At 71.7% G+C, this 14,214-nt stretch carries 14 protein-coding genes; 6 read left to right on the forward strand and 8 right to left on the reverse strand.

Annotated features, from left to right (window positions below; genetic code table 11):
• Nucleotides 1-5 precede the first annotated feature (5 nt).
• Nucleotides 6-1,544 carry a Rieske 2Fe-2S domain-containing protein gene (locus tag AC07FT_RS08425; protein ID WP_479175028.1) on the reverse strand — a complete coding sequence of 513 codons (1,539 nt, stop codon included), beginning with the start codon at nucleotides 1,542-1,544 and terminating at the stop codon, nucleotides 6-8.
• Nucleotides 1,545-1,793: 249 nt separating this feature from the next.
• On the opposite strand from AC07FT_RS08425, the gene AC07FT_RS08430 reads away from it, so the two are divergent.
• From AC07FT_RS08430 to AC07FT_RS08440, 3 genes are all read left to right on the forward strand, one after another.
• Nucleotides 1,794-2,303 (forward strand): N-acetyltransferase family protein, encoded by a 510-nt coding sequence (locus tag AC07FT_RS08430; RefSeq protein WP_479175030.1) that lies wholly within the window; start codon nucleotides 1,794-1,796, stop codon nucleotides 2,301-2,303.
• A 100-nt stretch (nucleotides 2,304-2,403) separates the two neighbouring features.
• Nucleotides 2,404-3,741 (forward strand): S1 family peptidase, encoded by a 1,338-nt coding sequence (locus AC07FT_RS08435; protein ID WP_479175217.1) that lies wholly within the window; start codon nucleotides 2,404-2,406, stop codon nucleotides 3,739-3,741.
• A gap of 211 nt (nucleotides 3,742-3,952) precedes the next feature.
• On the forward strand, nucleotides 3,953-4,747 hold the full coding sequence (locus tag AC07FT_RS08440; RefSeq protein WP_471198664.1) for an SDR family NAD(P)-dependent oxidoreductase: 795 nt from the start codon (nucleotides 3,953-3,955) through the stop codon (nucleotides 4,745-4,747).
• A gap of 81 nt (nucleotides 4,748-4,828) precedes the next feature.
• Here the strand turns inward: AC07FT_RS08440 and AC07FT_RS08445 are convergent, their stop codons facing one another.
• The 3 genes from AC07FT_RS08445 to AC07FT_RS08455 form a co-directional block, all read right to left on the reverse strand.
• Nucleotides 4,829-5,059 carry a hypothetical protein gene (locus tag AC07FT_RS08445; protein ID WP_254746656.1) on the reverse strand — a complete coding sequence of 77 codons (231 nt, stop codon included), beginning with the start codon at nucleotides 5,057-5,059 and terminating at the stop codon, nucleotides 4,829-4,831.
• 90 nt (nucleotides 5,060-5,149) lie between these two features.
• Entirely contained in the window at nucleotides 5,150-6,196 is a 1,047-nt protein-coding gene (locus AC07FT_RS08450; protein WP_479175032.1) for a cation diffusion facilitator family transporter, read from the reverse strand.
• 165 nt (nucleotides 6,197-6,361) lie between these two features.
• A complete protein-coding gene (locus tag AC07FT_RS08455; RefSeq protein WP_479175034.1) occupies nucleotides 6,362-7,000 on the reverse strand; it encodes a hypothetical protein in 639 nt (212 codons plus the stop codon).
• Between the two features lie 252 nt (nucleotides 7,001-7,252).
• Here AC07FT_RS08455 and AC07FT_RS08460 point away from each other — a divergent pair, with 252 nt between their 5' ends.
• A complete protein-coding gene (locus AC07FT_RS08460; protein ID WP_479175219.1) occupies nucleotides 7,253-9,136 on the forward strand; it encodes an APC family permease in 1,884 nt (627 codons plus the stop codon).
• A gap of 91 nt (nucleotides 9,137-9,227) precedes the next feature.
• Entirely contained in the window at nucleotides 9,228-9,794 is a 567-nt protein-coding gene (locus tag AC07FT_RS08465) for a hypothetical protein (RefSeq protein ID WP_479175036.1), read from the forward strand.
• Nucleotides 9,795-9,832: 38 nt separating this feature from the next.
• Here the strand turns inward: AC07FT_RS08465 and AC07FT_RS08470 are convergent, their stop codons facing one another.
• Genes AC07FT_RS08470 through AC07FT_RS08480 form a run of 3 tightly spaced genes read right to left on the reverse strand, consistent with a single transcriptional unit; the run spans nucleotide 9,833 to nucleotide 11,731 of the window.
• On the reverse strand, nucleotides 9,833-10,303 hold the full coding sequence (locus tag AC07FT_RS08470) for an N-acetyltransferase family protein (RefSeq protein WP_479175038.1): 471 nt from the start codon (nucleotides 10,301-10,303) through the stop codon (nucleotides 9,833-9,835).
• The gene (locus AC07FT_RS08475; RefSeq protein ID WP_479175040.1) at nucleotides 10,300-10,809 is read right to left on the reverse strand and encodes a hypothetical protein; all 510 of its coding nucleotides are present in this window, start codon (nucleotides 10,807-10,809) and stop codon (nucleotides 10,300-10,302) included. Before AC07FT_RS08475 ends, AC07FT_RS08470 begins: the two co-directional genes overlap by 4 nt.
• A 28-nt stretch (nucleotides 10,810-10,837) precedes the next feature.
• On the reverse strand, nucleotides 10,838-11,731 hold the full coding sequence (locus AC07FT_RS08480) for a LysR family transcriptional regulator (RefSeq protein ID WP_479175042.1): 894 nt from the start codon (nucleotides 11,729-11,731) through the stop codon (nucleotides 10,838-10,840).
• 184 nt (nucleotides 11,732-11,915) lie between these two features.
• On the opposite strand from AC07FT_RS08480, the gene AC07FT_RS08485 reads away from it, so the two are divergent.
• Nucleotides 11,916-12,809, forward strand: a complete 894-nt coding sequence (locus AC07FT_RS08485) for a DMT family transporter (protein WP_479175044.1) — start codon at nucleotides 11,916-11,918, stop codon at nucleotides 12,807-12,809.
• 46 nt (nucleotides 12,810-12,855) lie between these two features.
• Here the strand turns inward: AC07FT_RS08485 and AC07FT_RS08490 are convergent, their stop codons facing one another.
• Nucleotides 12,856-14,199, reverse strand: coding sequence for a radical SAM protein (locus AC07FT_RS08490; RefSeq protein WP_471198640.1), 1,344 nt, complete (start codon nucleotides 14,197-14,199; stop codon nucleotides 12,856-12,858).
• Nucleotides 14,200-14,214: the final 15 nt, after the last annotated feature.

A 14,214-nucleotide genomic window follows, 5' to 3' on the forward strand; every position in this document is an offset into this window, starting at 1 on the left:
GGAGTTCACTTGAGGGGCGTGGCCCTGATGTCATGACCCTCGGACGTCAGACAGCGTCCGGTCGTCAGGTCGTAGCGCCAGCCGTGCAGGGTGCAGGTCAGTACCTCGCCCTCGATCTGCCCGAACCGGGCCAGATCGGCGCTCAGATGGGGACAGCGGCGCTGGACCCGCCAGTCGCCGAGTTCGATGTCCTGTCCGTCGTCGGCGCTCGCGTCGTAGTAGTTCTCCACGTACTCGATGCGCTCCATCGACAGGCACTTGAAGAACACGTACAGGAACTCGTTGTAGGGACCGATCCGGCTCGCGGTGAACCGCATCGACAGCAGCAGGCTGTTGGACCAGTCCACCTCGCGCCGCGCGATGTTGGTGGCCACCAGCTCGCCCGAGGTGGACAGGGTGTAGCGGCAGCGCTCACCGTCCCACAGCCTGACCTCCCGCGCGGAGAAGTCGATCACGATCGGCACCTGGCCCACATCCAGCCGCGCCGGACCGCCCACTCCGGTGCAGATGTGCTCGGCGCGCGCCAGCAGCGGTTCCCACCACTCCTTCAGCTCCGCCAGCAGCCGGTCGGGCGGCAGTTCGGGGGAGCGGGCGGCGCGTTCCGCGGCGAGGACCTCCCGCTGTCCGCGGGCGAAGTCCTCCAGGTATGCGCGCTTGTTGCGGAAGATGTGCTCGATCTCCCGGTCGGTGTAGCGGTGGGTGAGCTTGCAGACCGATTCCTCGGGCTCGGCGACCGTGCCCGGCAGCAGCAGATGGGCCTGCACCTGCGGCCGTGCCCCGGCCAGTTCGCCCAGGAACTCCACTTGGTCGACGAAGATGCTCTCCCCGTCCCGGCCGGTGCCATTGTGCTCGAACAGCGCCTCGTCGAGGAAACAGGGCGGACCCGCGTTGGGGAACACATGCGTAGCCCCCACCGCGTCGATGTAACGCAGCGCCCGCTCGAACTGGCCCTTCCGCTTGCGCGCGGCGAACTCCTTCTTCGCGGACAGCGGCAACTGGTACACCATCGGGTACCAGATGGCCCCGGAGAACTGCACGAAGTACGCGTCCACCTCGCCGAACTCCCGGATGGCCGCGATGTCCAGCGGATGCGCGTCGTTCTGGTTGAGCAGGACCGTCTGTCCGTCGTCGAGCGAGAGCGCGGAGTCGCCGATGGGGCCGTCACCGGGGCCGGTCAGTGCGGTGATCATGATGCGCAGGCCGTCGCGCTCCACCGGGACGCCCGACTGTGTGCGCAGGAACCGGCTGAAGCCGAGCCCCCGCAGCTCACGCTCGAGTTCGTCGGTGGCGAAGGCCGGCAGCAGCACCGTGATGTCCTTGCGTACGTTCCGGCGCAGATTCTCCGGGTCGAAATGGTCCCGGTGCAGATGGGAGACGTACAGATAGTCGGCCGACCGTCCGTAGTGGGCCCAGTCCAGATCGGTGTTGTCCGGGAACGGGAACCACGAGCCGAAGAAGGCGGGGTTGACCCACGGGTCGCAGAGCACCGATCCCGCCGCGGTCTCGATGAACAGTCCAGCGTGCCCCAGTCCGGTTACGCGCATTCCACAGCACCCCAGCCAGCTAGGCGACATCGGATATGTCAACCGTGTCGGGGTTCTGCGCGGTCTGCACCCCGAGTTGGGCTCCGCGGGTGGCGGCCGTCCGCCAGCCGGGTCATCCCCGGGCCAGGGGCTTTCCCCGCGCGCCGGAAACCGGTCGGCGGCCGGATACCCGCTGGCGCGGGGGCACACCGTGGCGGAATGATCCCCGCGGAACATCACGACCGAACGCCGGAAGAGGAGCTGAACCGCATGTCCCAGCTACGCCGGGCCCGTGTCTCCGACCACCGCGCCCTCGTCGAGTGCGTGGGCACCTGGTGGGGCGATTCGCGAACCCCCGGACAGGCCCGTGAGCTGTCGCTGTTGCTGCCCAGCCTGTTCCTCCGGTACTTCGCCGGCACCAGTCTGGTCCGGGAGCACGCGGACGGGTCCATCGCCGCTTTCCTGGTCGGTTTCCACTCCGCGGACAACGACGACGAGGCGTACATCCACTTCGTGGGCGTGGATCCGGCGCTGCGCGGCCGGGGGCTGGCCCGTGAGCTGTACACCGCGTTCTTCCGGAGCGCCGCCGAGGCGGGCCGCCGCGAGGTCCGCGCCATCACCTCCCCGGGGAACACCGGCTCCATCGCCTTCCACCGGGCGATGGGCTTCACCCTGGAGCCGGGCGACCACGAGCTCGACGGGGTACCGGTGCACCTCGACCACGACGGTCCGGGACGGCACCGGGTCTGCTTCCACCGGCCGATCACGCGCACCGGATGAGCCCGCGCCCGCGGTGAGCGTCACGCCGCTCCGGTCCGTATAGGGGGAGGGTCCTCGCCGTCCGGGGCCCGGTGCGGATCGACGTGAAGGAGGCAGGGTGGTGAAGCACACGCGGCGACGCGTGCGCCGAGGCGTGCGGTTCGCGGCCGTAGGCGCGCTGGTGGCCGGCGGTCTGATGGTCTCGCAGTCGGTGTCGAACGGAGCGGTCCAGGGGGCGGGTGATGCGCCCGGGGTCCTCCGTGACGGGGGCGCGGGCCTCGGCGGCCGTCTGGAGACGGCGCTCGGCGCCTCCCGCACGGCCGGGAGCTGGCTCGCGGCCGATGGGCACACGGTCGTCGCGGTGACCGACGAGAAGGCCGCCGCCGAGGTCACCCGGGCCGGGGCCCGGCCCAAGCAGGTGCGCTACAGCATGGAACAACTGGACTCCGCCGCGCGGACGCTGCGCGCCGCGCCCCGGGTCGCCGGGACCGCCTGGATGGTGGACCCCACCTCCAACGAGGTCGTGGTGCTCGGTGACAGCACCGTCTCCACCGACCGCTGGTCGCGGATGAAGGGCGTCGCCGCGCGGGTGGGCGGCGAGGTGCGCATGGAGCGCACCACGGGCGCCTTCACCCTCAGAACCAGCGGCGCCGCCCCGATCTTCGCCAGCGGCAGCCGTTGTTCCGCCGGGTTCAACGTCACGGACGGACAGAACGGCTACATCCTGACGGCCGGGCACTGCGGCCCCAACGGCACCACCTGGTTCACCGACACCTCGGGCAGGACCGGTATCGGGACCACCGTCCAGAGCAGCTTCCCCGGCAATGACTTCTCGCTGATCCGCTACGACAACAGCGCCGTGGACCGGAGGGGGGTCGTCGACATCGGCGGCGGCCGGACGGTGCGCATCACCGCTGTCGCCGATCCCGTCGTCGGCCAGGAGGTGTTCCGCAGCGGCAGCACCACCGGACTCCGCTCCGGCAAGGTGACCGGTCTGAACGCCACCGTCAACTATCCCGAGGGCACCGTCAGCGGGCTGATCCGCACCACCGTGTGCGCCGAACCCGGTGACAGCGGCGGTCCGCTGCTCGCCCAGGGCGTGGCGCTCGGGGTCACCTCCGGCGGCAGCGGCGACTGCGACAAGGGCGGAGTGACGTTCTTCCAGCCCGTCACCAAGGCGCTCACCGCCCTCGGGGTGACCATCCCGGGCACCAAGACCGGCGGCGCCAGGGCGGGCGGCGCGCCCACCGGCCCCGCGGGCGGCGCGATCGCCCCCGACGGCACCGGGGCGGAGGACCGTTCCCTGTCCGTGGACGGTGTGGTGAACCGCTTCCGGGACCTGGACCCCGGTGTGCTGATCATCGGAGCAGGTCTGGTGGGACTGCTGTCCACCCTCACCATCCGGCCCGGCGGCCGGAAGCGCCGCTACCCCGACCACTACTCCACCGGCTGGGGCTGATCCCACGGACCGGGGCGGCGGCGCGTCCGGGCCATCCCGCGAACGATCCGCTCGGCGATGCGCGCCGTCGCCCCTCCGCCTCCCGCGGACGGGCCGGAGTGCCCGCCCCGGCACGCCGTGTCCCCGCGCTCCGTCACGGCGGCGGAGGGGTTGCGTACGGTCGGGGCGTGCGGACCGCCGATCCACGGCGACGACGGCGAAGGGCGCAGACGTGCAGATCGACCTCACCGGCAGGACCGCCGTCGTCACCGGCTCCTCCCAGGGCATCGGCCTCGCCATCGCCACCGGTCTGGCCGGGTCGGGTGCCACCGTCGTCCTGACGGGCCGTCGCGCGGAGGGCCTGGCCGCGGCGGCCGACCGGCTGCGCGAACGGGTGCCCGCGGCGGACGTCGTCACCGTCGTCGGCGATCTGACGGAGGAGGAGGGGGCCGCCACGCTGTACGACGCGGTGCCCGCCGCCGACATCCTCGTCAACAACCTCGGTGTCTTCGGCGCCCAGCCACCCCTGGAGATCACCGACGCCGAGTGGCGCGCCTACTTCGACACCAACGTCCTCAGCGCCGTCCGGCTGATCCGCCGTTACCTGCCGGGTATGACCGACCGCGGCTGGGGACGGATCCAGAACATCGCCAGCGACTCCGCCATCGTCATCCCCGCCGAGATGATCCACTACGGGATGTCCAAGACCGCGCTGCTCGCGGTCTCCCGGGGCTTCGCCAAGGAGGCCGCCGGAACCGGGGTGACCGTCAACTCCGTGATCGCGGGTCCCACCCACACCGGGGGAGTGGAGGACTTCGTACGGCAGCTCGTCGGCGACGAACTGCCGTGGGACGAGGCACAGCGGGAGTTCATGCGGCAGCACCGTCCGCAGTCCCTGCTGCAACGGCTCATCGAGCCGGAGGAGATCGCCCATATGGTCGTCTACCTCAGCTCCGCCCAGGCGTCGGCGACCACCGGGGCCGCGGTACGGGTGGACGGCGGCTACGTGGACGCGATCGTGCCATGAGCCGGGGAGGCGGCCGGGGAACGGAAACGCGGATGGCCCCGTCGTCATGGGGCCATCCGCGCCGGAAGGGGTGAGTCGGACTCAATAGGTGTGATGGTGCCGGTGCTCCGGGTCCTCCACCATCGGGGCCTGCGTCGGCGCGACCACGCGCCGCCGCTTGTAGACGCTGACGTACGCGGCCATGCCGATCACGCCGACAGCCATCAGGATCAGACCCACCAGGTGGACGTTGAGGCCATTGGCGTCCCAATCCGTAGCGAAGGTGAGGATGCCCCCCACCGCGATCATGAGTATGCAACCGCCCAAGCCCATGGGTATTGCCTCCGTACACGAGTTGTCTGATCCGGGCTGGTGAGAAGTCGGGTACCCGCACCCGGCGGGGTCATTCCCGCCCCGGCGTCCTCAGTGGTCCCCCTCGGCCCGGGCGGCCGCCGCCTCCGCCAGCGCCTGGCGGTCCCGGCGCGCCCGCGCCCGGTCCTTGGCCGAGGCGTCGGTGACGTCAAGGAAGACCTGGTCGGCGTGCGGCCAGGCGCGCCTCATCGCCGCCTTCACGCGGACGAGTACCTCCTCCACCTCCTCGCTGTCCAGCCCGGAGACCAGGTCGACCCGGGCCGCGACCAGGGTGGAGTCATTGCCCAGACGCATCGTCAGCAGTGAGGTCACGGTGTCGATCTCCGGCTGCTCATCGAGGAACACCCGCAGCTCATGACGCTGGACCGGGTCGATCGCCTCCCCGATCAGCCGTCCGCGCGACTCCATCGCCAGCCGGTAGGCCACATAGCCCAGCAGGACCCCGATCAGGAACGAGGCCGCGGCCTCGTACGCCGCGTTCCCGGTGACCATGTGGAGCCACATCCCGGCGATGGCGAACAGCACCCCCAGACAGGCGGTGGAGTCCTCGGCCAGCACGGTCCGCAGGGTCGGGTCATCACTGTTGCGCAGCTCGGCGAGCACACCGCGGTCCGCCTCCCGGGCGTGGCCGCGGACCTGGACCAGCGCCCGGACCAGTGAGGAGCCCTCGGCGAGCAGGGCCACCCCCAGGACGGCGAGTCCGACCACATAGCCGCTGTGGTCCTCCGAACCCTCGGCGTGCAGCGCCTCGAACCCCTGGAAGACGGAGAAGCAGCCGCCCATGACGAAGATTCCGACGGCGGCGAGCAGCGACCAGAAGTAGCGCTCCTTGCCGTAGCCGAAGGGGTGCTGGTCGTCGGGGGCTCTCCTGCTGCGCTTGAGGGAGGCGAGCAGGAACACCTCGTTGAGGCTGTCGGCCACGGAGTGGGCGGCTTCGGACAGCAGCGCGGGGGAGCCCGCGAAGACCCCGCCCACCGCCTTGGCCACGGCGATGACGAGGTTGGCGGCGAGCGCGACGAGCACCGTGACCGCGGTCTTCGCGTCCTGGTCCGGCCTCTCCTCCCCGGATCGGTCTGCGGACCGCGTGGTGTCGCTCATCGGCTGGATCTCCGTCCGTCGTCCTGGGGGCCTCCGGATTCTCGGTGGCCGGGTGCCCGTGGTCCTTCCGCTTCTGTCCAGGCTCCGGGACGTCATTCGTCACACACCGCGGGCCGGACCGCTCCCCAGGAGCGGTCCGGCCCGCGGTGCGTGTCCGACAGGGGGTCAGCCGGTGGCGCCACCGGGGGAGGAGGGGATCGTGGGAAGCGCGGTGAACAGGTCGAGCCCCATCGCCGTGGCGATGAGCAGCCCGATGACACCGAGCGCCACGGCACCCCAGGCCACCGCGGTGACCCACGGGGCGGTGACCGGGGCGGGCGAGGTGGCGTCCGGCGCCACCGCGCGGCGGCGCGTCAGCACCACGGCGGCGATCACCACGGCGGCCAGCGCGAAGAGTCCGTTGACGAGGGCGGCGGTGTGCCACGGGGTGCCGTACAACGCGGCGACCTGGTCCCGGGTCGCACCGGTCTGGGCCGCGATCTGCCCGCTCAGCTGCTTGCGCTCCTGCATCATCGTGCCGAGCCAGGTGCCGCTGACGGAGGCGAAGCCCAGGCCAGCGGCGACGATCGCGGCCGCGCCCGGGAGCACACCGGGGGTGGCCGCCCGCGGCGCGGGCCGCTCGTCCGGGTGGCCGTCGGTGAGCGCGTCGTCGTGGTCGTCGGCGGCGGGGTCCCCGCCGGGGGTGTCGTTGCGGTCCTCGGCCGCCTCGGGGACATCCTCCGCCGTCTTCTGCCCGGCGTCCTCGGGTGCTTCCCCGGTCTTCACGGGGTCGGTCGCGTGGTCGGTCCTGGTGGTGGTGTCCATGGTCGCGACCGTAGGCACCGAAGATGAGAGTCGGCTGAGAAAGCGATGTCATCCGTCCGCGCCGGAACGGCGGTGCCGGCCGGGTGGAGGCCGGCACCGGCGCATACGCTGGCCGAAGCGTCTCTCCGTTGGCCGGAAACCATCGCTGGACGACAGGAGCACACCGTGGTCAGCCCCACCCACGACGGCGCCGCCCCTGACGGAGGACCGCGGCACCGCCTCCGTGCGTGGCTGCTGGAGGGGCTCACGGACATGGCGAAGCGCCAGCCCGGCCCCGAGGCCCAGGAGGAGTCCGCGCACCGGGGACAGCCCTGGTGGCGGGTGATGTGTCTGACGGGTCTGGACTACTTCTCCACCCTGGGTTACCAGCCGGGTATCGCCGCGCTCGCGGCCGGGCTGCTCTCCCCGCTGGCCACCGTGGTGCTGGTGGTGGTCACCCTGGTGGGCGCCCTGCCGGTGTACCGGAGGGTGGCCGAGGAGAGCCCCCACGGCCAGGGGTCGATCGCCATGCTGGAGCGATTGCTGACCTTCTGGAAGGGCAAGCTGTTCGTCCTGACCCTGCTGGGCTTCGCCGCCACCGACTTCCTGATCACCATCACGCTCTCGGCCGCCGACGCCACCGCCCACCTGGTGGAGAACCCGCACCTCACCAGCGCGCTGAGCGGCCATGAGGTGGCGATCACCCTGGTCCTCATCGGCATGCTGGGCGCGGTGTTCCTCAAGGGGTTCACCGAGGCCATCGGTATCGCGGTGGCCCTGGTCGGGGTGTATCTGCTGCTCAACGCGGTGGTGGTGGCCGTGGGGCTGTGGCATGTGTTCACCGCCCCCCATGTGATCCCGGACTGGTCCCACGCCCTGACCGCCGAACGCGGCAGTCCACTGGTCATGATCGGGGTGGCCCTGATCATCTTCCCCAAGCTGGCGCTCGGCCTCTCCGGGTTCGAGACCGGCGTGGCCGTCATGCCACATATCGAGGGCGCGCGCGAGGACACCGAGGACCGCCCCACCGGGCGGATCAAGGGCGCCCGGAAGCTGCTGACCACCGCCGCCGTGATCATGAGCGTGTTCCTGATCACCTCCAGTTTCATCACCACCCTGCTGATCCCGCAGCAGGCGTTCGAGGAGGGAGGCCAGGCCAATGGCCGCGCCCTGGCCTATCTCGCCCACGAGTACCTGGGCTCGGCGTTCGGCAGCGTCTACGACGCCTCCACCATCGCCATCCTGTGGTTCGCCGGGGCCTCGGCGATGGCCGGACTGCTCAACCTCATGCCCCGCTATCTGCCGCGCTACGGCATGGCACCCCACTGGGCGCGCGCGGTCCGTCCGATGGTGCTGGTGTTCATCCTCGTCGCGTTCCTGGTGACCTGGCTCTTCAAGGCGAGCGTGGACGCCCAGGGCGGCGCCTACGCCACCGGCGTCCTGGTGCTCATCACCTCCGCCGCCATCGCCGTCACCATCGCCGCCCGGCGGGCCCGGCAGCGCGGCTGGACGCTGGGTTTCGGGATCATCTCGGTGATCTTCCTCTACACCACGGCGGTCAACGTCATCGAGCGGCCCGACGGTGTCAAGATCGGTGCCTGTTTCATCGGCGGGATCATGGCGGTGTCCCTGCTCTCCCGGGTCGCCCGAGCCTTCGAGCTGCGGGTGACCAGCGTGACCTTCGACCCCATGGCCGAGCGGTTCATCCGTGACACCGCCCACCGCAGGATCCGCTTCATCGCCAACAAGCCCGAACGCCGCGACCTGGCCGAGTACCGCGAGAAGCAGCACCAGATCCGGTCCGACAACGACATCCCGCCGGAGGAGGACATCGTCTTCGTCGAGGTCACGGTGGCCGACCCGTCGGAGTTCGAGAGCGAGCTGCGGGTGTGCGGGGAGGTCGCGCACGGCCGCTACCGGGTGCTCACCCTGCAGAGCGCCACCATCCCCAACGCGCTGGCCGCGCTGCTGCTGCGGGTGCGGGACCAGACCGGACAGCGGCCGCATATCTACTTCGAGTGGACCGAGGGCCATCCGCTCGCCCACTTCCTGCGCTTCTTCCTCTTCGGACAGGGCGAGGTGGCGCCGGTCACCCGTGAGGTGCTGCGGGAGGCCGAACCCGACCGGGCCCGCCGCCCGCACGTCCACGTCGGCTGAGCGTCAGGGTTCCGTCAGGGCCGGGCCGCCGGGCGTTCGGAAGCCGCCGGCACGACAGGCAACCGGCCCCCGTTCGGCCTAGCGTGGAGACATGGGACGGGGAACGGAACAACCGGCCCCGGTGCCCGGCGGGGAGCGCGCCGGACACCGGGTGTCCGCGCCATCCGACAGCGACCGCCGGTGGCGCGGGGACGCCCGCTGCGCGGCGTACTGCGCCCTCGCGTTCGTGGCGCTGACCACCCTGCTCGACTGGGGCTCGGGCGGGCTCACCATGGGCCGTGCCGATCTGTGGGCGCTGATCGGCGCCGTGGTGTTCACCGTGCTCCGCCCGGCCAGGGTCACCGCCGGAGACGGCTGGATGGCCGTCCGCGGCCTGCTGTGCGAACGCCGGGTGCGCACCGACGCCCTGGTCTCGGTGACCCAGTACGGATCCGTCTCCACCCGGCTGGTGCTGCGCGATGTGCACGGCCACGTGGTGGAGCTCGACCCCGATGTGCTGGTGACCAACCCCCTGCTGTGGCACCGGCTGGACACCGGTGCCCGCCGCTCCCGCCGGAGCGGCACGCTGCGGCAGGGCGGCGCCGTACTCGACCGGCTGGGTGAGCGCATCGACGGCGGCACCGCCCGCGAGATCCTCAGGGCGTCCGGGCTGGACTGACCCAGGTGGGGGAGGCTTTCGGGGGAGGCGGGCCGCGGTCAGCGGGGGAGGCGCAGCCCGTAGCGTGCCTTGTCCCGCCGTACCGCGCCGAGCCGTTCGTAGAAGCGCATGGCGTCCTCGTTCCACAGCGGGGTGTTCCACTGGATCTCGGTCAGTCCCAGTGCACCGGCCTCGGCCGCCACCGCGTCGAACAGCCGTCGGCCGAGCCCGCGGCCGCGGTCCTCCGCACGCAGGTACAGACAGTCCATGTGCAGATAGCGCCGCCCCTGCCAGGTGGCGAACTCCGGCGCGCAGGTGGCGTATCCGGCCAGCCGCCCGTCCGGGAGCGCCGCCACCAACAGGCTCACCCAGGGCGGTGACCGGTCGAACAGCGCCTCGGCGAGCCGCTCGGCGAAGTCCCCGGCAGGCGGGTCCGCCCGCTCGTACGCCGCGTGTTCCGCGGCCAGCTCCGCCACCCGCGGCAGATCCTCCCGGCCCCCGGCCCGCACCTCCACGCCGTCACCGCTCATCGCCCGCCCTCCAGGGTGGGGAGCACGTCCTTGCTCCAGAGGTCCACGCGGTCGGCCAGTGTGCCCTCCCCGGCCAGTACACGGTCCACATAGGCGGTGCGTTCATGGGCGAGGACGGCCGCCTCCCAGACACAGGGCGCCAGGCCCGCGGGGGCCGGTCGCATCGACTCCGGGGCGCCGGCCGGACCGGTGAACACGGCCAGCCGGGACATATAGCCCTCGATCCAGGTGTGCACCAGGACGTAGTCGCCGTCACCGCCCGCGTGCACGATGCCGCAGGCGAGCCCCACCGATCCCGAGTGCCGGTCCAGCCGGAGCTGGTCGGCGGCGAGCTCCAGCGCCTGCTCCGTGGCGCGCGGCGCCACCGTACGCCCCGGTGCCTCGATGGCGTACAGCTTGAGCAGATGACCGGCCAGCCGGTGCAGCCCCAGGAATTCCGTGGTGCGTCGGTGATACCCCTCGGCGAGGGTGAGCAGGGGCGCCGTACCCGGGTCATGTGTGGTCATCGCATCCGCCTTCCCATCTGACCGGCCGTCATGCGGCCGCCGTTTCCTGGAGCGCGTCGAGCAGTCCGCGCAGCGCGGGCTGGGCGAGCGAGGTCTCGCGGACCGCCGCGTACACGGCCCGGGTGGGCTCGGGGCGGCGGATGTCGCGCACCACCACACCGGGGTGACGCGCTCCCATCCCCAGCCGTGGGATCAGACCCACCCCGAGCCCGGCGGCGATGAAGCCCTGGGCCGTGGCGTAGTCCTCGCTCTCCACCGCGAAGTCCGGGCTGAACCCGGCCGCGGCACACGCCTCCAGCACGAAGGCCAGACAGGTGCCGTCGGCGGACTCGGCGTTGACCCACGGTTCACCGCCGAGGTCGGCGAGGTCGAGCACCGGCTCGGCGGCCAGCGGATGGCCCTCGGGCAGCACCGCGCGATACGGGTCGTCCAGCAGCGGCACCAGCCGTACGCCGTCGCGCATCCGCTCGCGCGGGCGGACCACGATGGCCAGGTCCGCGGTGCCGTCACGCATCCCGGCCAGCGGGTCACGGGGGTCGGTCAGCCGCAGATCGACCTGGACGCCCGGGTGTTCGCGCCGCAGCCGGGCCAGCGCGGGCGGCATCAGGGCGGCCCCCGCGGTGGCGAAGTAACGGATCGCCAGCCGTCCGGTGCGACCGGCCCGCAGGTCGGCCAACGCGGTCTCCGCCTCGGCCACATGACGCCCGATGACGGCCGCGTGCTCGGTGAGCAGCCGCCCCGCGGCCGTGGGCCGCACCCCCCGGCCGACCCGCTCCAGCAGCGCCGTACCGGCCTGCTTCTCCAGCGCCGCCACCTGCTGGCTCACGGCGGACGGGGTGTAGCCGAGGTTCGCCGCGGCGGCGGTCACCGAACCGCTGGTGACCACGGCGCGCAGCACCTGCATGCGTCGCACATCAAGCATGTAGGGGAGCTTAATGGTTGATGCAATTCTTTTCGCTTGTTCTGTTGAATTCTCTGCGGGAGCGTACGGAGGGCGACGTACACACCGGGGAGCACCGGACACACACCGGGAGCACCGGACACATGGGAGGGCGCGGATGATGGGCGGCGGACACGGAACAGGCGGACACGGAACACTGGTACGCATGGGCGCACTCGCCCTGCTGTGGGGATCCACCTTTCTCTGGATAAAGATCGCCCTCGACGCGCTGGCCCCCGCCCAGGTCACCCTGGCCCGCTGTGCGCTCGGCGCCGCCGTCCTGCTGATCCTGTGCCGTCGCAGGGGACACCGGCTGCCGCGTTCGCGGGCCTTGTGGGGCCGCCTCACGGTGGCCGCCTTCTTCTGCAACGCCCTGCCGTTCGCGCTGTTCAGCCTCGGCGAGCAGACGGTGGACTCCGGAGTGGCGGGCGTGCTGAACGCCACCACCCCGCTGTGGACGCTGCTCATCGGTCTGACCACCGGCACCGAGCGCGGGCTGTCGCGGGCACGGCTGGGCGGGCTGCTGCTCGGCTTCACCGGGGTGTTGCTGATCTTCGCCCCGTGGCAGCGGTCCGGACTCGCCGGATGGGGGTCGCTGGCCATCCTCGGCGCGGCGGCCAGTTACGCCGTCGCCTTCGCCTACATGGGACGCGCGCTCGTCGGCAGGGGCACCCCCGCCCTCGCCCTCTCCGCCGCCCAGCTCGTCGCCGCCACCGGGCTGAGCGCGCTGGCGCTGCCCGCGGGCGGGCTGACCCCGGTGCACACCGACGCGGCGGGCCTGGCCGCCGTGGTGGCCCTGGGCGTGCTCTCCACCGGTGTCACCTTCCACCTCAGCGTCCGGCTCATCGCGGACGAGGGCGCGACCACCGCCGCCACCGTGGGCTATCTGCTGCCGGTCGTCTCGGTGCTGCTCGGCGCCGCCGTCCTCGGCGAGGCCCTGAGCGCACGGGTCGTCGCGGGGATGGCGGTGGTGCTGACCGGGGTCGGGATGACGCGGTGGCGGAAGCGGACGCCCGGGACGGCGGTGGCGGCCGCCGAGCCCGCCCCGGCCGTCCGCTGACGCGGCCCGGCGGCGCGCCGCGCGCCCTGCGTGGTCTCCGCCAGGATCAGCGAGCCACCGCCTCGGCGTCCGGCTCCGGATCCACGGCGGGCAGGCTGTCCATGAAGGAGCTCACCGAGAACACCGCGCGCCCCGGCCCCGGCGGACCGTAACCGGGGGGCGAGGTGAGCCCGAAGTCCTCCAGCGTCGCCCGGTAGGTCTCCAGCAGCCGGATGTGGTACTCCAGCGGCGCGCCCTGCGGATTGGCCTTGCCCAGCGGGGTGGTCGGCTCCGGGCACCAGGTGGTGAACCGGGGCACCACCCCGTGCGACATGAAGAACCGCAGTCCCTCGGCGGTCGAGTCGATGGCCTCGCCCACCGAGGTGAAGCCGAAGGGCTCGGCCATCTCCACGCCCGCCACGAAGTTGGGGATCACATTGCGGGCACCGAACACCTCGGTCGAGTCCAGGATGCGCCGGTGCCACTCGTCACGGCCGACGTAGCGCTCCTTGCCGGGGCAGTACAGCTCGAACAGACGCCGGTCCCACACCTCGAAGTTGGGGTGGTAGATCCGGACCCCGTAGTCGTGGAACCGCTGTACGTCCGCCTTGGGCAGTGCCTGCGCCACCACCTTGCCGATCCACCGGCCGGGGAAGCGCTCCTCGATGGCCTTCGCGTACTGCCCGTAGAAGTCGGCCTCGTCCCGGCCGCCCACGCGCGAGGTGATGGCTCCGCCGGTGAGCGTGTACGCCTGGGAGGCGCGGGCGGTGTCGTGCCGGTCGATGATCTCCAGCGCCTCCAGCACCTCCTCAACCGGCTTCACCCCCGTGTAGGGGCGCCCGGCCGCCTTGTGCTGGCGCCAGTTGTGGTTGATGTCGCAGTACTGGCACTCCTCCTTGGCGCCGAAGTACTGGCACACCCGGAAAACCGTCAGATAGACGAGGTAACCCCACTGGATGGTCGGCGCGACCTCCATCACCGACTTGCCGTTCGCCAGGGTGTGGCGGTAGTAGTCCGGCATCGGCGGCAGCCCCACGTCCGCGATCCGCCGCCCGTCCAGGTACAGGCCCAGCGCACCGTCCTCCCCGGCCCGCACCACGTACGGCGACTCCGGGTTGACCCGCACGGACACCACGGTGCGGCGCAGTTCATAGGGGCCGCCGGTGAGCACGATCTCCTCGGGCGGCCGGTTCAGGGCCGCCGCCCCCAGCTCCGGCAGGGTGCGGTGGTCGAAGGAGAAGATGAAGTACGACTTCGGCTTGACGTCGCCGTCCTCGTTGCCGCTGAGCGCCGACTCGTCGAAAGCCATGCCACCACGCAGCAGGTCCTCCTTGAGGACGGCTTCCCGGGGCACCTGGGGGAAACGCTCCATCAGGTCCTCGACCAGCGCGGTACGTCCTTGGCTCGCCATCAACTGCACCATCCC

The sequence above is a fragment of the Streptomyces sp. NPDC045899 genome, from assembly GCF_056431485.1.